The 25,387-nt window shown below is 45.2% G+C and carries 28 protein-coding genes; 16 read left to right on the top strand and 12 right to left on the bottom strand.

Translation table 11 applies throughout. The features are described 5' to 3' along the window. Window positions 1-137 precede the first annotated feature (137 nt). The 9 genes from DK187_RS11460 to DK187_RS11420 all read left to right on the top strand — a co-directional run bounded on the left by DK187_RS11460 (window position 138) and on the right by DK187_RS11420 (window position 7,498). A complete protein-coding gene (locus DK187_RS11460; RefSeq protein WP_111607480.1) occupies window positions 138-749 on the top strand; it encodes a MarC family protein in 612 nt (203 codons plus the stop codon). 95 nt (window positions 750-844) lie between these two features. Next, entirely contained in the window at window positions 845-1,828 is a 984-nt protein-coding gene (locus tag DK187_RS11455) for a nickel/cobalt transporter (protein ID WP_111607479.1), read from the top strand. Continuing rightward, complete coding sequence (locus tag DK187_RS11450; RefSeq protein ID WP_111607478.1) at window positions 1,828-2,364, top strand: Fur family transcriptional regulator; 537 nt, start codon at window positions 1,828-1,830, stop codon at window positions 2,362-2,364. Before DK187_RS11455 ends, DK187_RS11450 begins: the two co-directional genes overlap by 1 nt. Continuing rightward, window positions 2,361-3,137: a zinc ABC transporter ATP-binding protein ZnuC gene (gene znuC / locus DK187_RS11445; protein WP_111607477.1), complete on the top strand. Its 777-nt coding sequence runs from the start codon at window positions 2,361-2,363 to the stop codon at window positions 3,135-3,137. The genes DK187_RS11450 and znuC overlap by 4 nt, the downstream gene beginning before the upstream one ends. Window positions 3,138-3,176: 39 nt before the next feature. Then, entirely contained in the window at window positions 3,177-3,968 is a 792-nt protein-coding gene (gene znuB, locus DK187_RS11440) for a zinc ABC transporter permease subunit ZnuB (RefSeq protein ID WP_111607476.1), read from the top strand. Between the two features lie 96 nt (window positions 3,969-4,064). Next, window positions 4,065-4,523, top strand: coding sequence for a pilus assembly protein (locus tag DK187_RS11435; RefSeq protein ID WP_111607475.1), 459 nt, complete (start codon window positions 4,065-4,067; stop codon window positions 4,521-4,523). A gap of 84 nt (window positions 4,524-4,607) precedes the next feature. Next, entirely contained in the window at window positions 4,608-4,994 is a 387-nt protein-coding gene (locus DK187_RS11430) for a YbaN family protein (RefSeq protein ID WP_188322987.1), read from the top strand. 83 nt (window positions 4,995-5,077) lie between these two features. Next, window positions 5,078-5,665 (top strand): biliverdin-producing heme oxygenase, encoded by a 588-nt coding sequence (locus tag DK187_RS11425; RefSeq protein WP_111607474.1) that lies wholly within the window; start codon window positions 5,078-5,080, stop codon window positions 5,663-5,665. A gap of 204 nt (window positions 5,666-5,869) precedes the next feature. After that, on the top strand, window positions 5,870-7,498 hold the full coding sequence (locus DK187_RS11420; protein ID WP_111607473.1) for a methyl-accepting chemotaxis protein: 1,629 nt from the start codon (window positions 5,870-5,872) through the stop codon (window positions 7,496-7,498). Between the two features lie 12 nt (window positions 7,499-7,510). Here the strand turns inward: DK187_RS11420 and DK187_RS11415 are convergent, their stop codons facing one another. From DK187_RS11415 to DK187_RS11385, 7 genes are all read right to left on the bottom strand, one after another. Beyond that, window positions 7,511-7,984: a DoxX family protein gene (locus DK187_RS11415; protein WP_111607472.1), complete on the bottom strand. Its 474-nt coding sequence runs from the start codon at window positions 7,982-7,984 to the stop codon at window positions 7,511-7,513. Window positions 7,985-8,010: 26 nt separating this feature from the next. Continuing rightward, entirely contained in the window at window positions 8,011-8,766 is a 756-nt protein-coding gene (locus DK187_RS11410) for an HvfC/BufC N-terminal domain-containing protein (RefSeq protein WP_111607471.1), read from the bottom strand. After that, on the bottom strand, window positions 8,759-9,646 hold the full coding sequence (gene bufB, locus DK187_RS11405; protein ID WP_111607470.1) for an MNIO family bufferin maturase: 888 nt from the start codon (window positions 9,644-9,646) through the stop codon (window positions 8,759-8,761). The genes DK187_RS11410 and bufB overlap by 8 nt, the downstream gene beginning before the upstream one ends. Window positions 9,647-9,661: 15 nt before the next feature. Then, on the bottom strand, window positions 9,662-9,943 hold the full coding sequence (locus DK187_RS11400; protein ID WP_111607506.1) for a BufA1 family periplasmic bufferin-type metallophore: 282 nt from the start codon (window positions 9,941-9,943) through the stop codon (window positions 9,662-9,664). 100 nt (window positions 9,944-10,043) lie between these two features. Then, window positions 10,044-10,235 (bottom strand): zf-HC2 domain-containing protein, encoded by a 192-nt coding sequence (locus DK187_RS11395; protein ID WP_111607469.1) that lies wholly within the window; start codon window positions 10,233-10,235, stop codon window positions 10,044-10,046. Further along, on the bottom strand, window positions 10,236-10,865 hold the full coding sequence (locus DK187_RS11390) for an RNA polymerase factor sigma-70 (protein ID WP_111607468.1): 630 nt from the start codon (window positions 10,863-10,865) through the stop codon (window positions 10,236-10,238). A 70-nt stretch (window positions 10,866-10,935) separates the two neighbouring features. After that, window positions 10,936-11,490, bottom strand: coding sequence for a gamma carbonic anhydrase family protein (locus DK187_RS11385; protein WP_111607467.1), 555 nt, complete (start codon window positions 11,488-11,490; stop codon window positions 10,936-10,938). A gap of 168 nt (window positions 11,491-11,658) precedes the next feature. Between DK187_RS11385 and prlC the strand changes: the two genes are divergently transcribed. From prlC to DK187_RS11365, 4 genes are all read left to right on the top strand, one after another. After that, on the top strand, window positions 11,659-13,689 hold the full coding sequence (gene prlC, locus DK187_RS11380; protein WP_111607466.1) for an oligopeptidase A: 2,031 nt from the start codon (window positions 11,659-11,661) through the stop codon (window positions 13,687-13,689). Window positions 13,690-13,795: 106 nt separating this feature from the next. Continuing rightward, window positions 13,796-14,056: a YheV family putative zinc ribbon protein gene (locus tag DK187_RS11375; protein ID WP_111607465.1), complete on the top strand. Its 261-nt coding sequence runs from the start codon at window positions 13,796-13,798 to the stop codon at window positions 14,054-14,056. Between the two features lie 34 nt (window positions 14,057-14,090). Further along, window positions 14,091-14,801, top strand: coding sequence for a HipA family kinase (locus DK187_RS11370; RefSeq protein ID WP_308422563.1), 711 nt, complete (start codon window positions 14,091-14,093; stop codon window positions 14,799-14,801). After that, window positions 14,798-15,613, top strand: a complete 816-nt coding sequence (locus DK187_RS11365) for a DUF3037 domain-containing protein (protein ID WP_111607463.1) — start codon at window positions 14,798-14,800, stop codon at window positions 15,611-15,613. The genes DK187_RS11370 and DK187_RS11365 overlap by 4 nt, the downstream gene beginning before the upstream one ends. A gap of 98 nt (window positions 15,614-15,711) precedes the next feature. Here the strand turns inward: DK187_RS11365 and DK187_RS11360 are convergent, their stop codons facing one another. The 3 genes from DK187_RS11360 to DK187_RS11350 all read right to left on the bottom strand — a co-directional run bounded on the left by DK187_RS11360 (window position 15,712) and on the right by DK187_RS11350 (window position 19,199). Next, window positions 15,712-17,631 carry an alpha-amylase family protein gene (locus DK187_RS11360; RefSeq protein WP_223232277.1) on the bottom strand — a complete coding sequence of 640 codons (1,920 nt, stop codon included), beginning with the start codon at window positions 17,629-17,631 and terminating at the stop codon, window positions 15,712-15,714. A gap of 211 nt (window positions 17,632-17,842) precedes the next feature. Then, window positions 17,843-18,382: a DUF3750 domain-containing protein gene (locus DK187_RS11355; RefSeq protein WP_111607461.1), complete on the bottom strand. Its 540-nt coding sequence runs from the start codon at window positions 18,380-18,382 to the stop codon at window positions 17,843-17,845. 178 nt (window positions 18,383-18,560) lie between these two features. Then, a complete protein-coding gene (locus DK187_RS11350) occupies window positions 18,561-19,199 on the bottom strand; it encodes an NAD(P)H-dependent oxidoreductase (RefSeq protein WP_111607460.1) in 639 nt (212 codons plus the stop codon). Between the two features lie 222 nt (window positions 19,200-19,421). Here DK187_RS11350 and sstT point away from each other — a divergent pair, with 222 nt between their 5' ends. After that, the gene (sstT, locus tag DK187_RS11345) at window positions 19,422-20,642 is read left to right on the top strand and encodes a serine/threonine transporter SstT (protein ID WP_162623498.1); all 1,221 of its coding nucleotides are present in this window, start codon (window positions 19,422-19,424) and stop codon (window positions 20,640-20,642) included. 80 nt (window positions 20,643-20,722) lie between these two features. Here sstT and DK187_RS11340 read toward each other — a convergent pair whose 3' ends face one another. Next, entirely contained in the window at window positions 20,723-22,372 is a 1,650-nt protein-coding gene (locus DK187_RS11340; RefSeq protein WP_204355620.1) for a methyl-accepting chemotaxis protein, read from the bottom strand. A gap of 224 nt (window positions 22,373-22,596) precedes the next feature. Here DK187_RS11340 and DK187_RS11335 point away from each other — a divergent pair, with 224 nt between their 5' ends. Both DK187_RS11335 and DK187_RS11330 read left to right on the top strand, forming a co-directional pair. After that, window positions 22,597-23,838, top strand: coding sequence for an MFS transporter (locus DK187_RS11335; RefSeq protein WP_111607458.1), 1,242 nt, complete (start codon window positions 22,597-22,599; stop codon window positions 23,836-23,838). Window positions 23,839-23,925: 87 nt separating this feature from the next. Further along, window positions 23,926-24,438, top strand: a complete 513-nt coding sequence (locus DK187_RS11330; RefSeq protein WP_111607457.1) for a glycine cleavage system transcriptional repressor — start codon at window positions 23,926-23,928, stop codon at window positions 24,436-24,438. On the opposite strand, the gene DK187_RS11325 is transcribed toward DK187_RS11330, so the two are convergent. Beyond that, on the bottom strand, window positions 24,432-25,340 hold the full coding sequence (locus DK187_RS11325; protein ID WP_111607456.1) for a LysR family transcriptional regulator: 909 nt from the start codon (window positions 25,338-25,340) through the stop codon (window positions 24,432-24,434). The genes DK187_RS11330 and DK187_RS11325 overlap by 7 nt on opposite strands. Window positions 25,341-25,387 lie beyond the last annotated feature (47 nt).

Below are 25,387 nucleotides of genomic sequence, written 5' to 3'. Positions count from 1 at the left end.
TTCAATAGGGACTGCTTTCAGATGGCTATTTGCTGTGTCACAAGCGCGGTAAATTGGGTGGGTCCTTATCCTATAAGATAGGGCTTTAGATAATAAGTATTCGGCTTTGCTGTCTGCTTTTTGGGTGATTCTTTTAAATGAGTTTATTGATTTCAACGTGGATTAAGTTTTTCTTCCTGTTTGCGCCGTTTTTTGTGTTGTCTATGTTTCTTGCGCTAACGCGTGGCGAATCGTCGACTTCCCGTCGTCACGTGGCAAATAAAGCGATCATCGCCTCTGTGGCGATTTCGATTGTGTTGCTGTTTTTTGGCGGTGGTTTGTTTGCGGTGTTAGGCATCACTCTGGATTCTTTCCGGATTGGCTCTGGTATTTTGTTGTTTATGTCGGCGTTGAGTTTGGTGCGTGACGGCACCCGAAACCATGCAGTAGGCATGCCAAGCGAAGAGCGTGATGATGTGTCTGTGGTGCCGCTGGCCGTGCCAACCATTATCGGACCGGCGACCATTGGTACGATTCTGGTTTATGGCGCTGAGCTACAAGGTTGGGATTTATTCATCGGCCTATGTGGTTTGTTGTTAGCACTGGGTACCTTGACCATTATTTTGTATTCTGGCTCTTTAATCGAGAAGATGCTGGGTCGTACCGGCTTAAATGTGTTATCGAAAATCACCGGCTTGATTTTGGCCGCTATGGCCGCGCAAATTTTCATGAGCGGTGTGATGGGCTTTTTACAACCCGCTGTCGGTTAACGAATAAATGCGACGTTTCTAGGCTTTGGCTTCTCCTTAGGTTTGAGTTGTTATACCATAACAAAATTATCTTTAACCATGGGTGAGTGCCAATTATGGCGAAGAACGTCGCTTTTTTACTTCTGTCTTTTTTATGTCTTAGTTCGCCTCTTTATGCCGCGGTGGAGTTTTCCCTCTACCAAGACTTTATTCAGTGGATTCTGTCACAGCAGGCGACATTCCATCGTGAATTAGTCTCTTTGGTGCGTTCCATTAGCAAAGAGGGCAGCCCTGTTTTGTTGTGGGGGTTGATGACCACCAGTTTCTTTTACGGGGTGTTTCACGCAGCGGGTCCGGGCCATGGTAAAGCGGTGATTTCAGCCTATATGTTGGCAAGCAAGGCGCCGATTCGGCGTGGTGTGAGTTTGGCGTTTTTGTGTGCGGGCGTGCAAGCTTTGATGGCGATAGCGGTCATTTTAGTCTTGAGTCAGATCTTTTCTTTAGCCGGAAAAGTCATGCAAATCAGTCGTTTTTTCGAGATTGCCAGTTTTGCTGCGGTGGGCTTAATCGGTGTTTGGATTTTGGTGCGTTTGTTACGAGGCCAGTCTGGTTGTGGTCATGACCACTCTCAGGATCATCTACACGCTCATTCTAGCGATCATCACGACCATGACCATGACCATGACCATGACCACGACCACGATCATCATGATCATGGCTCTCACGGTCATGGCTGTTGCGCTCACCATGAACAGGAAGCCAAAACGGCGCGTCGTAGTATTTGGGCAATGGTGGCGGCGGTTGGAATTCGACCTTGTACGGGGGCGGTGTTGGTGTTGCTGTTTTCGTTAAGCACGGACATTTTTTTATGGGGCATCGTCGCCACCTTTGCCATGGCGCTTGGCACGGCCATTACGGTTGCGGTGTTGGCTGCGGTCAGCGTGTTGGTGCGTGACACTGGGTTAGCGTTAAGTAGTGAGCATCGTATTTGGCGACAAAGAGTGTCGCGTGTCTTCGGTTTTATTGCTGCTTTCGCTTTGATTATCATCAGTTGTTCCATGATTTGGAGCTACTTGAGCAATGCAGGAAGGGCGTTTTAATGACCAAATTACATTCACATCAGCATGATCATGACGCGGGTCATGCCCATGATCATAATCACAATCATTGCATTGATACTGCGCTTGCTACGGCGGAGACCTTGTGTATTGAACAGGGCCAGCGTTTGACGAAAGTGCGTCGTCGTGCATTGGAGTTGATTTGGGAAAGTCATCGGCCATTAGGGGCTTATCAGTTATTGGCGAAATTGGCAGAAGAAGGCTTTAATTCTGCGCCACCGACGGTTTATCGAGCCTTGGACTTTTTATTGGCAGCAGGCCTCATTCACAAAGTGGAGTCGATGAATGCTTATTTGGGGTGCGCCCATGCCGACAGAGCCCACAAGGGGTATTTTTTGATTTGTGATGAGTGCCACAATGTGATGGAGTTTGATTATCAAGACATCCATGCGGCCTTGATCGCTAAAGCCGCTAAGCAGGGTTTTGAGTTGCGTGCGGAAACCATTGAGCTGACAGGCTTGTGTGCCGATTGCAAAGCAAAGGCAACTGACGCTGCGGCGGTAGGGACAAGCGCATGAGTAAACGCTTAGTGGTGTTTGATAAAATAGGCATTGCGTTTGATGGTCGCGTGTTACTTTCTAATATCGATATGAGCATCAGCGAAGGGGAAATTGTTACCTTAATCGGCCCCAATGGTAGTGGGAAAAGCACGTTAATTCGTATCTTGTTAGGTTTGCAAGCAGCGACTTCTGGCGAGATAGTAAGACACAAAACGCTGCGCATCGGTTATATGCCGCAAAAGCTGCACATCGATCCGACTTTGCCGTTAACCGTTAAGCATTTCTTGGCGTTGGTTCGAGGCGTGAATAAGCAAGACATTCTTCCTACGCTGGAAAAACTTGGCATTGCGCATTTGCTCCACTCACAAGTGCATGTGTTGTCGGGTGGTGAAACGCAGCGTGTTTTGCTGGCGCGTGCTTTGTTGAATCGACCGAATCTGCTGGTGCTTGATGAACCGGTGCAGGGTGTGGATGTGAATGGTCAGGTGGAACTCTATAACTTGATTGAAAGCATTCGCAATGAGCTGCATTGCGGTGTGTTGATGGTGTCCCATGATTTGCATTTGGTGATGGCGAAAACGGATACCGTTGTGTGCATCAACCAGCATGTTTGTTGTTCCGGTAGCCCGCAGCATGTAACGGGTCATCCCGCTTATCAAGCGTTGTTTGGTGTGCCTGGTGCGGACGAGTCTATCGCGATTTACGCCCATCAGCACGATCATGTACATGATGAACACGGCAGTATTTTGTCAGACGATGGCGACGCTCACGCCCATTGTCAGCATCATTAAATATCACCCTAGTTAGCCGTTTTTGGAGTTTGTAATAGCATGTTAGATCTTTTGCTCAGAGCCTTGTTAGGCGGATTGGGTGTGGCTGCCGTCGCGGGGCCGCTAGGGGCGTTTGTTGTTTGGCGACGGATGGCGTATTTTGGTGACACCTTGGCGCACTCGGCCTTGCTGGGGGTGGCGTTAGGCTTTTTATTAGACATCAATTTGAACTTGGCTATTGTCGTTCTGTGTGTCGGTTTGGCCTTGGTGTTGGTCACTTTGCAGAAGAAACACATTATCGCGACGGATACCTTGTTGGGGATTTTAGCCCATTCAGCATTGTCACTGGGTTTGGTGGCGGTGAGCTTTTTGGACAATATTCGTATTGATTTGATGGCGTATTTGTTTGGTGATTTATTGGCGATTAATCAAGCCGATGTGTATTGGATTTACGGCGGAGGTTTGGCGGTTATCACTTTATTGGTGACTTTTTGGAAGCCGCTATTAGCCGTCACGGTGAACGAAGAACTGGCGAAAGTAGAAGGCTATCCGGTTGAAGCGATTCGTTTATTGCTGATGTTGCTGGTGGCTTTGGTGATTGCTGTGGCGATGAAAATCGTCGGTGTGTTGTTAATTACTTCCCTAATGATTATTCCTGCGGCCACCGCGCGTAAGCTTTCTAGTACACCGATTCAGATGGCGTCGTTCGCTAGCTTCATTGGTTGTCTGTCTGTGTGTGGTGGGTTGTGGGCGTCTTATCGCTGGGACACGCCAACGGGCCCAAGTGTTGTCGTATGCGCCGCCTTGTTGTTCTTGATCGCTTATACCTTACCGTTTAAACGTTTGCGTTAAGGTTTTAGCGTTAAGGTTGTGCGAAAGCAACTGTAGAAAAGCCACTTTGAGAAATCAACGTGGCTTTTTTAATGCATTTCATTGGAACGCAGTTTGATGCAGACGCAGAGTCCTGGGTGTTTTTTTGGGCCTCGTCTTTTCCCTGTTATTATTTTTAGCTCAATGATGTTAATTGAATTGATTAGAATTGCAGTGGTGATTGTGTTTGTTGGTCGTACTTTAGACAATGTTGTTCAGGCACTTCCTTCAGAGAAGGCATTTTTATCGTTGAAAGAAGAGGATAAAAGTCAATGGTTAAGCCATGACATTGTAAAGCAGTCTTATGGCATGGTTTCCATAGCAAACATTGATGTAACATTTCAAACGTTTTCGATTTCTAGTTATTCTAAAAATATAAAACTGGATGATTCCCATTCTACTTCTATGTTAAATATTAGCCTGTTACTTAATGAAAATTTTATAACGCCTTTGCCTTATTTTTTTGGACTAGGAAATTCTTTCCAACATGAATATAGACAGCTTGTTGGCGACCTGATAAATACTTCGGTATTATAAAAGAGTATGTGGTTTTGCATGCTAAACATCATGGTATCTTGGAGAAAATAGAGTGTGAGGGAAATCCTGTTGAAGCTAAGAGCAATGATAGTGAGCAGTCGAACCCTTATTTACAAAATCATTGCCGTTCTTAGCTTAATTATGGCCTTTGTGGGAGTTTTGGTTCCCGGTATTCCTGCAACCGAGTTCATATTGTTGTGCGCGTGGTCGTCATCAAAGGGTTCCCCTAGGGTTCATCGATACCTGCACAATAATCGCTTTACAGGGCCAGCTTTATATAATTGGAATAATGGTAAGGTGATTTCGAAAAGTAATAAAATACTATCGACATTCAGTATGCTTTTTTGTGTATGTTTATTATTTTATAGTAAGGTTAATTCATACGTTTTGTTTTTTGCTTTATCAGGCATGTTTGTCGGTTTTTTATGGATGTGGTCTAGGCCGAATAAGGTAAATGATAATGTTAACTAGTATTATTTTTTCTTAATATAAATAAGATGGCTATTGATACGCCGTGTTTTTATTATATGGAAAGAATTTTAATGAGGCCCAATATGCAAACAATAGAAAAAGATCAAGACATCATGACATTTGCAAAGCGTTTAAAATATTCCACGCGTACGAATCATGACAGTGTCGATTCACAGGTGATGAAGTCAGAGCCATTTGCCAATAAAGAAAACTACATAAAATTTTTGCGATTACAGCATATTTTCCATTTATCGGTTGCACCTTTGTATCAACGCGATGATTTACAAGCGTTGTTTCCTGGATTAGCAGCCTTACCTAGACTGTCCGCCGTTGAATCTGATCTTCGAGATTTAGGGGTGAATATGGACGTTGATTCGTCTTTACTGGCAAGCGTCACGGATCCGTATCAGGCGATAGGATGGCTGTATTGTAGCGAAGGGTCGAATATTGGTGCGGCATTTTTATACAAAGAAACTCAGAAATTGACGTTTGATGAACATCATGGTGCTCGTCATTTAGCGGCTCACCCAGAAGGGCGAGCATTGCATTGGCGTAAGTTCGTAGCGCAGCTAGACGCTTTGTTATTAACAGAAGAACAGGAACAGCTGGCCGTACAAGGGGCGATTGATGCGTTTACGTTTTACAAGAAAACCTTAGCCGCCCTAGTCTGATTTTTACATCCTGTTGCGCGTTCTCTAGGTTTTACCTCATCGATCACCGTTTTTATAAAAGCCACTTAGGAAAACCTAGGTGGCTTTATTATTTGCGTATTTTATGTCTGTACACTGTAATAAAGTAGGGCGTTATTTCGTCAAATATAGTTAGATCAAGCCGTGTATTTTTCTGCCATTTTCTACTCCCAAGAAGGACGTTTCATGATGAGTTTTACTAGTATCCGTAGCCGTCTACGGGCGAGTTATTTAGTGTTGTTGGTATTGCTGGTGCTAGTGGTGGCGTTGTCAGTGAGTCGTTTTCAGCTCCTATCAGGCAATATCCGCAGTATTGTGGATGAAAACGCGGCTTTAGTTGAGTTGGCCGGTGAGCTAAACGTTAACGCTGAAAGCTTGGCCAGTCGCCTGTTGTTGCTGTTTGTTCTAGAGGAACGAGACGCTCGTGTCGCTATTTACAAAGAAATTGATGAGCGAAATAGCAATCTTGATAGCAGTTTAGAAAAAATGGCTCTGTTGGTACAAACGCCTCAGGATAAAGCGGTTGTTGAGGGTTTAAAAATCCAACGAAAGGTATACCAAGATGCGCTTCAGGCTACCGTCGAGGCCTTGGAGTTTGGTGAGCTAGAAGAAGCGAAAAAACGGATGGCGGGTTCGACTCGTGATGAGCTACAAACCTTTTTAAAGCAAACGTCTGCGTTATCCGAGTATGAGCGCAGCTTGATGCAAGCTCGGCAGAAAGAGGTCTTGTCTGAATCCGAGTTGGCTATTTGGCTCACGGTAGGAGTAGGGCTTTTGGCGGTTTTCATTGGTTTGATTATGTCGGTTTTGATTACCCGTAGTATCGTAAATCCGCTTAATTATGTGATGGCGTTGTTAGATAATTTTGCCCATGGTGATCTTTCTCAAGAGATTACATCGACACAAAAAGGTGAAATTGGTCAGCTATTAGACAGTGTTAAACGTATGCGGGTCAGTTTAGCGGATGTGATTAGGCAAATTGATAAGAGTGCCAGAACGGTTGTTGATGCCGTTGGTGCTATTCGTATGAATGTGGCGGATGTGAATCAGGGGTCTAATACTCAGACCACTATGGCCAGTGAGATTCAATTATCCGTTAGCGAGTTATCGAATGCCGCGAATGTGATGGCCGACCATGTCAGTGTATCGCGCAATCAAGCGGAAGCGGCTCATGATTTAGCCAAACATGGCAAAAAGGTCATTACTTCTGCGGCGAAAGACATTACAGCGGTTGCCGCTTATATTGAAGAGACGTCTCATGCTGTGGCGGAATTGAATAAAAGCGCAGCGACCGTCACGGAGTTTGTAAACAGCATTCGTAGTGTGGCTGAGCAAACCAATTTGTTGGCGCTGAATGCGTCTATCGAAGCGGCTCGTGCTGGGGAAAGTGGTCGAGGTTTTGCTGTGGTGGCGGACGAGGTACGTAACTTGGCGACTAATACCGCACAAGTCACGGCGTCTATTGATAAGGTAATTACCACTATTAGCAGTTTGTCTATGCAGATTGCTAATGAAATGGTTGAAGGGCAGGAGAAGATGCGTCACGGTGTGACGCAAATTGAAGCGGTGGTGGCGCCTCTTAGCCAATTAGAAGCCGATTCAGCCAATTCGCTGAAAAGCCTTGATGGTCTCTCACAATTGGCTCAGCAACAGGCAAGAGAAGCGCAAGATATGGCGGCGCACATTACTCGTATTGTTGACGTTACGACGAGCAATGAGCAAACATCAAAACGCTTGAGCAAGCTTACCGACGCGTTATCGGGTGCGGCCGAGCAAACCCATGACGCAACGTCTACGTTTACCTTGCCCGCGTAACGGGTGAACTTTTTATTTGTGTTTGGATAAGACATGGTCCAAAGAAAAAACACCTGCGCCACGGTACATAAGCAAAAGCGTGATGGCTAGCCATGTGGCGTGGGTTGGGTAGGCATCAGGATAGACAAACAGTTGAATCACCAATGTCATGCCCGCTAAACCGAATGCGGCGAAGCGGGTTAACAGGCCCGTTAAGATGAGGATGGGTAAAATATGTTCGGCCAACGTGGCCAATAAAGCGGCGACCATAGGAGGAATCAGCGGCAAGTTGTATTCGTATTCAAACAGAAACAAGGTTGTTTCTTTGAGATGAGGCCAGCCTAATTGGGCTTGCATAGCGATAATATCTAAGGAAAAGCCCTCTATTTTCGTTTGTCCTGACTGCCAAAAGACGGCCGCAATGGCGAACCGTGCGATAAACAAGACCATCGACTCGGGGATTTTGTTAAATAAGCGTTCACTGATTTGTAACATAGACGACACCATAATTTTCTCCTTTAGCCTGTTTGCTTTTAGGCATCGGCTTCCGACACGTGAGTGATTAATTTCCATTGAATGAGTTTTGCCAAACTGCTTCCAGTATCAAACATCGCGTCGTCCGGAATGGCTTGTTCAAGTGTTTTATTTTGCATAAGGCGTTGAATAAAAACCGCTTCGGCTTCACTGATAATATACACCTCACCATAAATAGAGCGCTTTGATAGGAGTAAGTACTCGCTATTATACGGCTGGATTTGGGCTACATTTTGTCTGCGAGGTTGCTTATGGGCTAAATACAGCGAACCAATTGCATAGCAAGAAGACATCACACTCGTGTTTGGTGATAAACCCAGTAGCAATCTCGTTGGGTCTGAGGTGTTATTAAATGCCGCTGAGATTTGCTCATGTTCAAGCGTTGGGTATTCTTGTGCATGAGTCAGTGTTAAGAGTTTGTGTTCTAGGTCAGCAAGATCGCCTAAAAATGGCACGCTTTTCGACGGTTCAAATGCACGAATGAAATCAGCAAACGTGGCCCCGTATTCTCCGATAATTGGGGTTTTAGGGAGGTTTTCTTGAAGGTACTCCCGTGCCATCGCGCGGAAAAATTCGTCTCCAACAAGCGTTTGCGAGACCGGAAAAATATCGGCTAACGCGTCTATTAAAGACACATAAACATTGTTGCGATAGACGTTAAAACGAATGGCTTTTTCCTCATCAGAATGGCCTTTGATTTCTTCATAAAAAGCCATATCTTGATGAAATAATGCGTCTCTAAAAGCCTTATTCATGACGGCTTTCCTGTCTTATGTTTGTGCGTATGTGGTCCGCTTGTCGTGCTTCGGCCAGTAAAACCGATAGCGTGGGCAAATGGCCGTCGCGTTCGATTAACGTCGGACGGTCACCCATTGTGGTTAAGGCATGCTGATATAAGTCCCAAACTTCATGGGAAACTGGGGTGTCGTGGCTGTCTATTTTTAGTGGTATTGTGGTGTTTTCGTCCAAGCTATGACCTGCAAGGTGAATTTGCCCCACCGCGCGACTTGGAAAGCGATTAATGTAATCGAATGGGTTACTTCTATGGTTAAAACAAGACACTTCCACGTTGTTAATGTCTAGCAACAGCCCACAGCCTGTTCGATGAGCCATTTCAGCAATGAAATCAATTTCACTGCGATCACTGCGGTGAAACTCAAAATAGGTGGACGGATTTTCAATTAAAACTTGGCGTTTTAGTGTCGATTGCAGTTGATCTATGTGTTCACATACACGGTTCAATGTGGCTTGGTTATAAGCCACGGGTAATAGATCGTTTAAAAAAACATTATCGTGGGTCGACCATGCGAGATGCTCGGAAAAGACCTCGGGCTGCACCTCATCAACAAGCCGTGCGATGCGCTGTAAATGGGACGGATCTAACGGTACGTCTGCGCCAATAGACAAGCCGACACCGTGTATGGTGAACGCATAATGCTCTCTGATTTTTTGCAAATAGTAGCGTGCTGGTCCACCTAAGCTTAGATAATTTTCCGCATGGATCTCGAAAAAGCCAAGTTCTGGACGGCGGTCTAAAATGTCATGGTAATAGGAAGGTTTTAGGCTGATGCCAGTGGTTTCAATAAAGCTCGAAGGCGCTGACGCGCCTTGGCTTTGTTTTGGCGTAAATACCATGGTGTATCAGTTGCCTTAGAAGGCGTTCAATTGGCCATGGCCAGTTGAAGAGGTTTTAGATTCCATCTCCACGCAAGTGCCGGCAGGGACTAATTTCCATGCATTAGATTGGTAGTCTGTTTTCGACGTGCCAGCGCAAGAAGTGCCTGGACCTGCAGCACAGTCGTTTTGACCTGCAAGTGCCACACCGTAACATTTTTCTTTACTGGCGGCTTCGGCAGGTGAGGTTACCGCCACAGCAGAAAGAGCGATGGCTGAACCAAGAGCAAGAGACAAAGAGAGTTTAGAGCTTTTCATGGGTGGATCCTCGGTGTTGTATAAAGGGAAACGCGTATATCTTGATATTACATTGTCTTTGACGTGAGAGATCTTGGCTTTATTACACAAAAAATGAAAATTATTTTTCATCGGATTCTTTTGTTTTTGTGTAAGCTTGCGACAGCGTACGTAAAGTCTCCATTTGTTGACCAAATTGGCGACAAGGTGAGCAGATGGCGGTGTGCATCGCCAAATTTATTTTTTCTTTGGTACTGAGTGGGCGGTCTAGCTTCTCAGAGAGCATTTGGGTTGCTTGTTTGCACTTCATCATTTACGACGTCTCCTTTTGAAACCAGTGATCTTCTAAGCATTCGCGCAAGCGCAGGCGAGCGCGATATAAGGTGACATTTAGGCTGCTTACTGACACCTCTTCGTTATGACAAATTTCAGGCGTATCCATTTCGAGAAATTCGCGCATCATAAACAACCGACCATATTTTGCGGGCAAGGCCTCCAAGCATGCATCGAAAATACGCCAAAAATCGTCATTTTCTACATTATGATCTGGTTGATCCCATTTTTTAGGGCGCTCGTCTTGCTGCCAGTGGCCATTTTCTTCAAAAAGATGCTCGATCAAGGCGTCACCACTTAGGTTTGGGCCTTCTTCTAGTTGGCTGGCAGCCGTGTGGCGCTTTTCTTTGCGTAGTAGATCAATCAATTTATTCTTTAAAATAGAAAACACCCAAGTCTTAAATGCCGCTTGGCGCGCGAAACGGTCAATATGCTGATAAGCGGACAACATGGCTTCTTGCACCGCGTCTTCTGCTAATTGACTGTCTCGTACTTGCAGTTTGGCAAATTTCAGCATCTGAACACGCAATGCTTCCATAAAAGCGGCATCTTGAAAGATGTTTTCTGCCTCTGAATGGTCCCTATCAATAGAAAGATGCGCGTTAGTCATTTCAGCCTCGCGGTATTTGTCGTGTTTAGACGCTGTGAGTGTGGCTTTTATTACGTTTCAAATGTGTTTTTTATGTATTTTTTGAGCTCGCTTGTGCCTCCGCTAAGTATTCATCTTTTAATTTGACGTAATTCAATCCAGCGTACTGAAAATATTCGATTTCTTTGTCGTTAAGTGGCCGGATTTGTTTCACTGGAGACCCCATGTACATAAAGCCTGTTTCCAAACGCTTGCCCGGTGGTACCAAAGAGCCCGCACCGATAATGACTTCGTCTTCAATCACCGCACCATCCAGAATGGTGGTTCCCATGCCAACCAAGACTCGGCTGCCAATGGTGCAGCCATGTAACATAGCCATATGACCTACTGTGACGTCGTCGCCAATGGTCAGAGGATGACCTTCTGGCTTGTATGCGCTAGCGTGGGTAATATGCAGGCAAGAATTATCTTGGATGCTGGTGCGCGCACCAATGCGAATGCGGTGCATATCGCCGCGTATAGCGACCAATGGCCAAACCGAGCTGTCTTCGCCTATGGTGACATCGCCAATAAGCACCGCGCTGTCATCGACCCAAACTCGGTCGCCTAATTGTGGTGTTTTACCACGGAAAGATTTCATCACCATAAATTCTCTCTTAAAGGGAGCTTGTTAGTAAAATGTGTTAATAAATGAGGGAACTATTAGCACAATAGGGTTTTATGCATTGAAAAAGTATTAAGACAACCTATCTTAGTAAGCATAGTATTGATCAATGCAATACAGCGTTCAATTAATATAAAAGGATATCATGATATGTCACAGTCTGTATGGGACGCGACCAGCTTACCGAATTTTACCGACGTCGATGTTGCGAACATCGAAGCGGATCTAGAGCAACTGCTAAAGCGCAATCAAGAAGCCATCGATGCTTGTGTCAGTGAAAACACTCACCCAACATGGGCAAGCCTAGTGTTGCCACTGGATCAATTGCACGATGACCTAAACAATTTTTGGTCGCCGATTGGCCATTTGAATTCAGTCAAAAATACACCTGAATTGCGAGCCGCTTATAATGCTTGTTTGCCAAAACTGACCCAGTACTACACAGATCTTGGGCAAAATAAAGCCTTGTACCAAGCCTATAAAACTCTGGCGCAAAGCGATGCGGCCAACACTCTGACCGCAGCACAAACCGAAGCCTTAACGCAAACCATTCGGGATTTTGAATTATCGGGTGTGGGTTTAGAAGGCGAGAGCAAGAAACGTTATGGCGAGATTAGCCAACGTTTGTCTGAGTTGGGTAGTCAGTTTGGTGAGAATGTGTTGGATGCGACACAAGCGTGGAGCAAGTTAATCACCGACGAAAGCGAGCTGTCTGGTCTACCTGAATCGGCTTTGGCGCAAGCGAAACAAATGGCCGAAGCCAAAGAAAAAGACGGCTGGCTGTTTACCTTAGACTTTCCATCTTACATGCCTGTGATGAGCTACGCAGACAACGCTGAGTTACGCGAAGAAATGTACCGTGCTTTCGCCACACGCGCCTCAGATCAAGGTGGCGACATCAAATTCAATAACGCGCCTTTGATCGACGAGATTTTGGCATTGCGTCATGAAATGGCGCATATTCTCGGTTTTGAAAACTACGCTGAATTGTCCGTCGCGACAAAAATGGCGGACAACGGACAGCAAGTTATCGACTTCTTGGAAGATCTTGCTAAAAAATCAAAAAGCTCGGCAGAACAAGATCTTGCACAGCTAACAGCGTTTGCGAAAGACGAAAATGGCGTTGAAACATTGAATGCTTGGGACATGACTTACTACGCAGAAAAATTGCGTCAGCATAAGTACAGTATTTCTCAAGAAGAGCTGCGCCCTTACTTCCCAATGAACAAGGTTTTGTCTGGATTGTTTCACGTGGCACAAACCTTATTTGGTGTGGATATTCGCGAAGAAAAAGAATTTGATAGCTATAACAAGAACTTGCAACTTTTCACTATCAGCAAAGACGGTGAGGACATTGCTCGCTTTTATCTAGATCCTTACGCGCGCGAAGCAAAACGCGGTGGCGCATGGATGGATTCTTGTCGTACTCGTCGTCGCTTGAGCGACAACCGTTTACAGCTACCCATTGCGTATTTGGTATGCAACTTTACGCCACCTATCGGTAACAAACCAGCTTTGTTAACCCATGACGAAGTCACCACCTTGTTCCATGAGTTTGGCCATGGCTTGCATCATATGTTGACCCAAGTGGATGTTTCATCCGTATCAGGTATTAACGGTGTCGCGTGGGACGCGGTGGAATTGCCAAGTCAATTTATGGAAAACTGGTGCTATGAGCCAGAGGCGCTGGCCCATATCGCAGGTCATTACGAAACGGGCGAACCATTGCCACAAGACTTGTTAGACAAGATGCTGGCGGCGAAGAATTTCCAATCGGGCATGCAGATGATGCGTCAGCTTGAATTTTCTTTGTTCGATTTCCGTTTGCACATGGAATACCAAAAAGGCATTTCTGTGCAATCCGTTATTAACGACGTACGCAGCAAAGTGGCCGTGATAACGCCACCTGAGTTTAACCGTTTCCAAACCAGCTTCTCGCATATTTTTGCTGGTGGTTACGCGGCGGGTTACTACAGCTATAAATGGGCGGAAGTCTTGTCGGCCGATGCCTTCTCGAAATTCGAAGAGGACGGTATTTTCAATAGGGATACCGGTGCACGCTTCCGTGATACCATATTGGCCAATGGCGGTTCTCGTCCAGCCGCAGAATTATTCGCGGAATTCCGTGGTCGTGAGCCAAGTACCGATGCCTTATTGAGACACAGCGGCATCGCGGCGTAGGTTTTGTTTTTTCAAGGAAGCAGCGTCTCACTTGATGGCTATCAGGTGAGACGCTGCTTTTTTATGACGTCGTTAAGGGCGTCACTTTTTAAAGGTGGCTAGGGTTATGACTGTAAAACGCTTTATCGCAGGGGCAGTGTGCCCTCGTTGTAGTGAGATGGATAAGATTCGTGCATGGCGCGATGATGAGGTTGAAAAGCAATATCGCGAATGCATAGTGTGTGGTTACACGGATGAGCAGTCGACTGTGGTGCAAGCACAGCCAACCGAGATTCCGACTCGCGTCAATAAACCGCACAGCAGTGCGCCGCAAGCGGAAGAAATGGTGATTAACTTTATACCGAATCCGGGTATGACCAAGCACTAGATTATTACAAGTTAGAGGGATCTTTATTGTGAAAATGATAGTGGAAGTGATTGGAAAGGTTGAACAAGGTTATAGCAATCCATATGAGTGCTTGGATGAGGATGGGAATTCTTTTATTGTTAAAGGCTTGCCTCGCTCGAGTCAAATTAATGAGTGGATATGTGCTAACTTAGCAACGGCATTTGGTCTTCCTATTGCAGAATACGAGCTGGTTGAAATACCTGAAGAGTTATATTTTGAATTAGATTTTGATACTCAGTTTGATCTAGGTTGCGGCCCTATTTTTGGTTCGAAGAAGATCCAGTTGGCGCAGTGGTTTGAGCCTAAAACGATGCAGCATATCGTCACTGAAGAGGAAAAGTTAAAGATTTTCCTTTTTGATTATTGGGTGAAAAATGCTGATAGAAATAGTGATAACACGAACCTTTTGGTTAGTGATAAGCGTATTAGAGTAATCGATCACAATAATGCTTTTGATAAAAAATACACGAAAAGTGATGCTTTAAATCATCTTTTTTATGATCAGATTAACAAAAAATGGCTCAATGATTTGGTGTTTAGAGCCGAGTTTATTGGACAGGTTGAGGATATTTTACTTAATTTAAATAACATTATTGGTTCTTTGCCAGAAGAGTGGCAGTATAGTGATTCACCTATCAACACCCTTAAAGCAGATGTTGATCTTGTTGCAATAGAGAACACTTTAAGCCGTTATACTGACGATGATTTTTGGTTTTTTGTATGAAAAAATATGCTTGCAAATACGTTGTTCTACGCTTTGCTCCCTACAGTGAAACTGGCGAGTTTGCCAATGTGGGCGTACTTCTTTATTCAAAAAGCCATAATTTCTTTGTGTTCAAGTTAGATACTACTGATATTGGTGCTAGGGTATCAAGATTTTTTCGTATTGATGATAAGCAGGTTTTTAAATTTGCCATGGCTTCTTATCAGAAAGAGTTGGCTTTTATTCAAGAGCAAGTAGCTCACCATCACATGACCGCACAAGAGGCTTTTGATTTCTTGGTGAAGCCTCGTGCAACCTTGCTGCGTTTTAGCGAAGTTCGAACCGTTATAACGGACTCAATTGACGGAACACTTGATAGTATATTTGCTCGTATGGTTAGCCACAGCTCAAGTTCTCAGGCTAAAAGTAGGCAAAAACTCAGCGGCCTTTTAAGGTCCCAATTAGACTTATTGCACCTAGAAAGACCGTTTAGGCAGCATAGGTTTGCAAAAAGTGGGTTCGAAGCAACTTATAACTTTACGCAATTAGGAGAAAAAGGCGAACCATTAAAGCTAATTCAACCTATTGAGCTAAGTGATCGACTTACTCCAAAAGAAATTTTTGAAGTGGTTGATGGTAATGAAGTACGTTTAAATCGTATGGCTAGCTTAGAATTGCTTCCCAAGAAAGTCCTTCTCCCGTTTTTTTTGAGCGAAAATAGGACGAAAGAAGCTGATGAGGCTTGGTCTATTGTTAAAAGTGAGTTGAGCAATATTGGTGAATTAGTCGATATTCAGAATAAAGCAGCTATTGAGAAATTTGCGAAGCACTGATTGTGTGATGTTGAACACAAAAAAGCGGACCTACTTCACCGTCGGTCCGTTTTTTTTTGCTTTTTACATGTTAAATCAAGCTTACAGTCAATATAACGTTAAGCCTTGATTAACCAAAGTACATCTAGTGGCTCGATAAGGTTCAGGGATGGTAAATCAATCAACGATTTGTCGAGTAAGTTAATGGCGGTGTCTTGACCCATTAATTCGCTGAGTGATTTCCCAAGAGGAAGGCGTTCCAGCGGTATTAGGTGTTCGCTCATGTTGGCGATGACGACGAGTGTCTTGTCCCCTTGTTGTCGCTTAAAGGCGAATAGGTGTTCGCTGCCCAAAGAAACCAGCTCAAACTCTTGCGCCGCAAAAAGTGGGTTGGCTTTGCGGATTTGAATCATTTCTCGGATCAACTGAGCAATTTTGCCCTGAGGGGTACTGATGTCTTCAGCCAACGCGAAATCGTCGTTGGTGAGCTTCTTACGATGTACCCAGCGGCTGTCATCGACTTTTGTTGGATCATTTAAGTAATCATTATTGTTAAGCACGCCAAGGTCGTCGCCTTGATACAACAATGGAATACCTGGCATAGCGAAGTTAATACCGTTTAGTACGCGAATACGTTTGATGGCATGATCCAGTAGCAGCGGATCGTCTGCGGCGATAGCGGTTTCGACACCGGCCAGCGATGCTAAGGTACCACACACTCGGCAGTCGCCATTGACTGGGTTTTCTTGAAAGGGGACGCCGGCCGCGAAAGAGCCTTCAAACTGTCCCGTATAGAATTGGTTTAAGAAGCGACGATGGCCGATGCCATCGATACCAAGACGGTCTGAGAGCGCGTCGTCCCACAACCAGCCAATGTCGTCGTGACAGCGAATGTAGTTAATCCAAGTCGTGTGTGCTGGGATCTTGAAACTGCGCTCCAGGGACTGATAAAGCAAGCTGGTTTGACGTGTCGCTAGGCTTTCCCACAATAATGCCATCATCAAGGGGTTGTAAGACAGGGTGCATTCGTCGGCACCAATGTATTTGTTCACTTCGTCTGGGTGAACTATGGCTTCGGATTTAAACACCACTTGTGGTGCGGCAATGTCTAAGCAGGCTTTGAATGCCTTGATTAAATTGTGGGCCTTCGGCAAGTTCTCGCATACTGTGCCTTTTTCTTTCCAAACAAAGGCTAAGGCATCGAGTCGCAAGACATCACAGCCGTTTAAAATAAGATGCAGCATTTCTTCTACGACGGCGACAAACACAGCTGGGTTGGAGTAGTTCAAATCCCATTGGAATGAGTTAAAAGTCGTCCAGACGTGGCGGTCTAATTCGGGTAAATAGGTAAAACTACCGCGACGAATTTGTGGAAAAATTTCGCGTACGGTTTGGTTGTATTCCATGGCGTCTTGTTCGCCCATGAAGTAATAATATTCTTGATACTCTTTATCGCCAGATTTGGCGGCTTCGGCCCAACGATGCTCATCGGAAGTGTGGTTGAACACAAAGTCCAACACCATGCGAATGCCTTTTTTGTGCAGCGCGGCAGCGAGATCTTTTAAGTCTTTGTTGGTGCCTAAATTAGGAGACACAGTACGATAATCTGAAATCGCATAACCGCCGTCACTGTTACCTTCTGGTGATAGATACAGTGGCATTAAATGCACGTAATTAATGCCTAACGATTCAAAATACGGAATCTTGTCTATCAGAGAACTTAGGTCATCGGCTAACAAATCAACGTATACCGCAATACCAACATTTTGATTGGATTCGAACCAAAACTCTGATTTGTCTTTGATTTGTGCGGGGCGTTTTTTCTTTTGAAAATCAATAAAAGATTGCAGTAAGGTTTTGAGGTGAAAATGCAGATCAAAGCAGTGCTGATAGAGTGGAAAAACTTGCTCAAACAATGGTTGAAAATTCGTTTCTAAGCGTGAGATGAACGTGGTTTTTTGTTGCGAAGTGAGCGGACTAAAATCCAATTCGGATAACAGGCGTTGCTGTGTTTTTTGTGCTTCGAAAGAGAAATCCATGACCATATAGTTGCCTTTTGAGAGAGGCTCGCACCGTTAAGTTCGAGTTAAGTTGTTATTTTGGTTGGATCGTTGAACAGACTTGTGTTCCTCGTTTGCCACTGGAAAACGTAGCGTAAGGACTGGGGCGGGTCAATATGCGGACTTTCTAAAAACGGACTTAATTTCCGAGGCAGTCAGCGCCTCGGAAATTAAGGGTGAAAATGCAAAATTACTCGTTATCTGCGTAGCCACTGCCAATGGCACTGAAAGGCATATCAAGGTCTAATTCAGGGACTTGTAGTCCAATCCAAGCGGGAAAGGTATTGCTGTTTGGTCCTGGAAAAACCGTGTATTCGTTGGCCCAAGGGTAGCGCTTTACCGCGTCTTCTATTTTAGGAATCAGTGTTTGTGCTTTTTCACCTGTGATGGAAAGCACTTTCTCTGGTTTGGCGCCAAACCAATAGCGATCTGGTGTGGCCGTTTGGTATTCGTACAGTGCCGGTAAGCCCCGTTCTACACGCCATCCGACCACTTCATAAACAGTATATTCTGCGGCATTCTTAGCTTTCACTGCGACCCAGGTATGAACGGCAAACCAGCCGCGCCAGCTAAACGCATCGGCCGCGTAAAATTCGATGACGGCCTCTTTTTCTGTTTCTGGCGATGGCGCGATTCCGGCGGGTTCGCGGCTGGCGGTTCGCCAATTATCGTTTGAAGAGCAGGCGCTTAAAAATAGCGTGATAAAAAGGAGCCCTAGAAACCTTGTCATGCTTTATCCTTGTACGGTTAAAATGTTTTGTGTGAATTAAGATACGCAATTTTGAGTGTCCTTGGGTCATTATTTTTTGCTTAGCGAGTGGATTCCACGATTTTTGCGCAGTTCAACCAAGCAATAAAAAAACGCCAGTGAACTGGCGTTTTAGAGGTTATTTGATCTTAATAACACACTAGTTCATTTCAATGATGAAGTCTTCTTTAGCTCGGCGCACTTTTTTCAGATCTTTTAGCCAGTCGCCTTCCTCCGCACGATAACCCAATGGCAGTAGAATAACAGAGCGCAGTCCGCGTTCAGTTAGACCGAGAATTTCGTCAACTTTAGCAGGGTCGAAGCCTTCCATTGGCGTGCTGTCTACGCCTTCTTCAGCGGCAGCAATCAATGCGGTGCCAAGACCAATGTAAGCTTGACGAGCCGCGTGCTGGTAATTCACCTCTGCGTCACGTGGAGGGTAAGCGCCCAAGATCATTTGGCGATAGTTTTCCCAACCTTCGTTTTTAAAGCCACGTTCGTCGTTTACTAAGTCGAACATCTTGTTGATGCGTTCTTCCGTGTAGTTGTCCCATGCGGCAAACACCAACAGATGAGAACCATCGGTGATTTGGGCTTGGTTCCAAGCATGAGGCACGATGGCTTCACGCAACGCTTTGTTTTTCACCACGATGATTTCGTATGGTTGCAGGCCGCTTGAGGTTGCGGTTAGGCGAATGGCCTCTAAAATTCGATCTACTTTTTCTTGCTCAACGGCTTTGCTTGTGTCCATTTTTTTGGTGGCATAGCGCCAGTTTAATTTTGCTAACAAATTCGACATGTTCATTCCTTAGTAAAGTATGTTTATGCCAACAATATGAGGCCAATGTCAGTGCAGTACAAGTTGTGATTTCAGCAAGGAATGAGAAAGTTGAATGATCGGTTAAAGGCTAACTTGGTTGATATAGTGCGATATTTTCTTTAATAACGCCCTAAAATGGTTCATTTTTGTGCTGGTATGCAGTAAGGTGCGATCTCGAAAATTTCAATGGACCCCCTTCTAATGACATTTGCTCAAAAACCATCGTTGTTACAGCGCTATTTACGCGGCAGTTTGGTACTACACATTGCCATCGGAATTCTTTGTGGTGTGGTATTGGCTTACGTTTCACCCAGTACCGCCTTGTCCACCAGTTTGTTGGGCGATTTCTTTGTAAAAGCCTTAAAAGCCATTGCCCCCATTTTGGTTTTTTTATTGGTGATGGCCTCAATCGCCAATCACAAACAGGCTCAACAGAGTCATATTCGACCAGTGATCGTGCTTTACATTGCGGGCACGTTTGTGGCGGCGTTAACGGCCGTCATGTTTAGCTTTGTATTTCCTACACATTTGAACTTGGTGTCTCCAGATTTGAGCCAGAGCGCACCTCAAGGTATTGATGAAGTCTTGCATACCTTGGTCTTCAAAATGGTTGATAACCCTGTTAACGCGCTGGTACAAGGCAATTATGTGGGCATTTTAACCTGGGCGATTGGTTTTGGCTTAGGGTTGCGCCATTCCTCCGAGGCGACTAAAGCTTTGCTTCATCATTTGTCGACCAGTGTCACAGCCATGGTGTCTTTTATTATTCGTTTGGCTCCGTTTGGCATTTTTGGTCTGGTTGCCAGTACTATTGCTGCAACGGGTTTTGATGCTTTATTTGGCTACTCGCATTTATTAGCGGTGCTTATAGGCGCGATGTTGTTTATTGCCTTTATTACTAACCCCTTATTGGTATTTTGGAAGATTCGTCGCAACCCTTACCCTTTGGTGTTTAAGTGCCTCAAAGAGAGCGGCGTTACGGCCTTTTTTACTCGCAGTTCAGCGGCCAATATTCCCGTCAATTTAGATTTATGTAAGCGTTTGGATTTGGATGAAGACACGTATTCTGTGTCGATTCCGCTGGGGGCGACGATTAACATGGCGGGCGCGGCGATTACCATCACGGTGTTGACGTTAGCGGCGGTAAACACGCTAGGTATTTCGTTGGATTTTGGAACGGCTGTGTTGTTAAGCGTGATAGCGGCCGTGTCGGCGTGTGGTGCGTCAGGCGTGGCGGGTGGTTCGTTATTATTGATTCCATTGGCGTGTAGCTTATTCAATATTCCCAATGAGATTGCCATGCAAGTAGTCGCTGTGGGCTTTATTATCGGCGTATTGCAGGACTCCGCTGAAACGGCATTAAACAGCTCGACCGATGTGTTGTTTACCGCGGCCGCTTGTCTTGCTAATGATAAGAACTAGTTAGCTCCATATCAGCGGTAGAGCAGAAACAAGAAGGGGAAGCAATTGGCTTCCCCTTCTTGTTTCTATGGTTGTCTAGTTTAAAGCTTAAACTGGGTCACCAATTTATCCAGTTGGACAGAGAGTTTTTGCAAATTGTTACTGGAAGCCGTTAGCTCATCGGCAATTTCTGAGGTTTCCGTGGTGAGCTGGTTAATCTCTTCGACGTTTTTACTCATGTCATTCACCACAAGCGCTTGCTCTTCGGTGGCTGTTGCCACCTGTATGTTCATGTCACTGATTTGACCAATATGCTTGGTGATTTGCTCAAGTGAGGTGTTGGCCTCGTTGGCTTGTCCTACCACGGTATTGCTTTGGTCTTGGCCGGTTTTGATCGTGGAAACGGTTTTGGCCGATTGCTCTTGTAGCTGATCGATCATTTTTTGTATTTCATCCGTAGAAGCAGCAGAACGACTGGCTAGGTTGCGTACTTCATCGGCAACCACGGCAAAACCGCGACCTTGTTCACCGGCACGAGCGGCTTCTATGGCGGCATTTAAAGCCAATAAATTGGTTTGCTCTGAGATACTGCGGATGGTATCGAGGATGCTACCAATAGAGTCTGTTTGTGTTGCCAATGAGCCAATGTCAGAGCTGATGTGCTGAATTTCTGTGGACAGTGTGCTGACGCCTTGGCGAGCTCGGGCGACCAATCCAGCCCCTTGATGGGCTTGCTTGTCTGCTTCTTGAGCGGCTTTTGCGGCTTGAGAAGCATTCTCTGCAATATTCTCAACCGTTGCGCCCATTTCATGAATCGCCGTAGCAATTTGCGTGGTACGGTCACGTTCATTTAAACAGTTGGTATGTGTCGCTTTGGCTTTGGCTGCGACATCGTTTGCCGTACGAGCGAGCTGGCGAGAGTTTTCAGCCACATTTTCAATCGCGGTACGCACTTTGGCGATAAATTGATTGAAGTGTTGAGCGATGTCGCTCAGTTCATCCTTGCCATCCAGTGTGATGACGGTGCCAAGATCCAGCTTGTCACTGGCACTGGAAATATGTTGCTGAAGATAAGATACGCGACTGTTAAGACGACGTAACATTAACCAAGCTAAGACAATAGACGCAAATAAGGCAATGACGATTAATATAATCATATTGTTGCGGCTTGCTTCGTAGTTGATTTGACTCTGGGTGTAACCCTGTTTGCCTTGTTCTAATAATTCATCCAGTATTTTATTAACCGCGATGCGCATCACGCCGTAGCTACTGGCGTATTGGTTTTTGTATATGTCTTGTGCTGTGGTTAGGTCGTTATTTTCCATGGCGGTTAGCATGGGAGCGAGTTCATCGCTTTTGACCTTAGCGAAAATGTCGATAATTTTTTGCACTTCTGCACGCATGAGAGGATTTACTTGTGCCTCTAACGCTTGTTTTAACGCCATGTCCATTTCAGGAATGTCTTCAGTACGCGTTTCTTTTATGCGAGTAATAACCCCTTTTTTATCCTGCATGGCGGGGATTTCTTGCAATAAAATAATGTCGATACCGACGCGCATGCGGGGAATACGAGAGGCCACTTCGGCAAGCGAGCGCATGGGTGCGCTGGTGTTTTGAGCGAGTTGTTTGGTTTGTTCCTGTACGCTTGACAGACCTTGTAATCCAGCCCAGCTGACGAGAAACAGAGCAAGGCATGGTAGGGCAATAACAAGGACAAATTGCACTTTTAGAGACAGTTTATTAAAAATCACGATGTATTACCTGCTATTGTTTTTTTTGGTTATGCAATTAGTGTAAGAGCTTCAACCCTTTAACGTTATTACAGAGTAGGATGTATTTCCTCAATTATACAAGGAACTTCCTAGAATAAATGTGTTTTTTGTGTAGCGTTATGAGCCTATTATGTTACGTCTACTAAATGACACTTTTTAGCGAATAGAGACGCATTTTTTATGAATCATCGAAGGAGCGCATATTGAGTAAGACGTTTCGGTCTCTTGCCAATCCAAATTATCGACTTTGGTTTGGTGGGGCAGTCATCTCTAATATTGGTACTTGGTTACAGCGTACCGCTCAGGATTGGATTGTTATTGCCGAGTTATCAGACAAAAATGCCTCGGCCGTTGGGTTGGTGGTGTTTTTGCAATTTGCCCCGCAGATTTTGTTGTTGCCTATTACGGGCTGGGCGGCCGATCGTATGGATCGTCGTAAGCTATTGTTCATTACACAATGTTTGATGGCGGGGCTGGCTCTGATATTAGGTTTGTTGGTGTTGAGTGGTCATGTGGTGCTTTGGCAGGTGTGTGCTTGCGCCTTTGCTCTGGGTTGTGTGGCAGCCTTTGATGCCCCCGCGAGACACGCATTTGTTTCAGATATTGTCAGTGAAAAAGAGTTGTCCAATGCCGTTGGGCTTAATTCTGTGTCGTTTAATTCGGCTCGCCTTGTTGGTCCGGCTATTGCGGGTCTGTTAATTGCGTCGGTTGGCAGTGGCTGGGTGTTCATGATCAATGTGCTGTCTTTTATCCCCTTGTTATTCGCTTTACACCAATTTAAGAAACGTTTACCAGCGGTCGTTTCTGATAACAGCAAAGCGACTCCAGATATGACAAAATTTTTAGAAGGTTTTCGTTATATTTGGCAACATCGAGAAATGGCCGTGATTCTGGTGATGTCGTTTTTGATTTGCAGTTTAGGAATGAACTTCTCGGTGTACTTGTCCGCTATGACGGTACATGTGTTCCAAGGGCACGCAGATCAATATGGCTTTTTGATCTCAATGATGGCGATTGGCTCTATTACGGGCGCCATGGTGACAGCCAGTCGCCGCTCTTCGCCGACTTTTCGCTTTATGATTTATGTGGCCGTTATGTTTTCCGTCAGCTGTCTTTTCGTCGCCATTAGCCCGTCGTTTTGGTCTTTTGCTGTATTGCTGATTTTCCTTGGTCTTAGTTTGCAATTGTTTACCACGTCCACAACGTCATACATGCAGGTGGCAACGCAGAAGCGTTATCGTGGTCGAGTCATGGCGGTAGTGTTGGCGACGGCGTTGGGAAGTACTGCGTTGGGTGCGCCGTTGGTTGGTTGGGTGGCCGATGTGTTTGGGGCTCGGTGGGCAATCGGTATGGGCAGTTTATCGGGCATGATGGCGGCAGCGTTAGGCTTTTGGTTTTTGCGTCGGCAAGCCAAAGCGCCGTTAGATGATGGAGTCTCACGATAAATTGCAGTAGTCTAAGTGACTCAAGATGCTCTTGCTAAAAACGGTGTATTCTTTTGCATAAGTCTAAAAATATCGAAGGAGAAATCTATGTCACAGCATTTGGTATTGAGTTTTATTGGTGAAGATCGTCCCGGTATTGTTGAGCGTTTGTCTGACACGATTGCCCGACATCATGGTAATTGGTTAGAAAGCCGCATGGCGCATCTGGCGGACAAATTTGCCGGTATTTTAACCGTAACCGTTCCGTTGGAGCATCAAGAAGCCCTAGTTAACGCATTGCGTAACTTTGAGCAACTGGGCTTGCATGTGACGGTAGAAATGGCGAACCAGAACGTCACCGAAGGGTCGATTTTGTCATTGTCTGTGGTCGGTAACGATCGCCCTGGGATTGTGAAAGAAGTATCGCAAGTACTGCATTCCTTGATGGTCAATGTCAAAGAGCTCACTACCACTTGCGAGCCTGCGCCGATGAGTTCCGAGATGTTGTTTAAAACCGATATGGTATTAGCCGTGCCAAAGGGTTTGCCATTATCTGATTTAGAAGCTGCCCTAGAGAAAATAAGCAGCGATTTGATTGTTGAATTATCCACTGATCATTGAGCGTAACAGCGATGGCTATCAAAGCGCTTGAGCATAAAGTCAATCAAGAGGTGTAGCCGAAAAGGCATATTGTCTCGGTCACGATAAAGCATCTGGCAGCCTCGTGGTTGATTGCTCCATTGCGGTAGAATTTGTACCAGTTCACCTGAATCTATTAGGGGTTGCGCGTGATAATCAGGTATGAATCCGACGCCTAAGCCGTCTTGAATCGCGCGAGTCAGCAAACTCATGTCGTCTACTTTTAGGCGAATGTTGCTGTTTGGCTTGTGGTCTTGCATCTCTCCAGAGACAGTGTTTTGCAGCTTCCATGTAGACATAGGCGAACACAAGACCGTGGGAAAGCCGTCTAAGTCGCTGGGCGTTTTTATGCTATATAGGTTCAAATTGACGGAACCACAGATGACAAAACGGATGTTGGTTAAATGTCTACCAATCCAATGGTCGGCATTATGATCACCGACGCGAAATGCAATGTCGATGGCTTCTTCCTCAATATCGATGGTTTGATTCGATAGCCGTAAATCCAAATGGATATCAGGGTATTGATTTAAAAAGGCATTAAAGTGCTGAGCTAAAACGTGAACGCCGAAATTCACTGGTGCCGATATTCTAATGGTGCCTTTGGCTTGGGTGTTGTCTTGTAAAAGACATACGGCGACGTCGTTTAACTCTTCAAATAGGGGCAAGCTTCTTTCGTAATAGCGTTGTCCCGAGTGAGTAAGCTGTACTCTGTGCGCATCTCGATTTAATAATCTAATGGCCAAGTCTGCTTCGAGTTTGGCAATACGTCGACTCAATGTGGACAGTGGTATTTCTAACGCAGCGGAAGCTTGTTTAAAGCTGCCATGTTGTGCAACCGCGCAAAAACAACGCATGTCATCAAGGGAATAATTAAATTTCATATCTGGAATTTACTATCTCATTTTTGTCTATTTATGCCGAATTTAAA

Origin of the sequence: Marinomonas arctica, from assembly GCF_003259225.1 — a bacterium.
In the GTDB taxonomy this organism is placed as follows: domain Bacteria; phylum Pseudomonadota; class Gammaproteobacteria; order Pseudomonadales; family Marinomonadaceae; genus Marinomonas; species Marinomonas arctica.
This window is presented reverse-complemented; position numbering and strand designations above follow the sequence as displayed.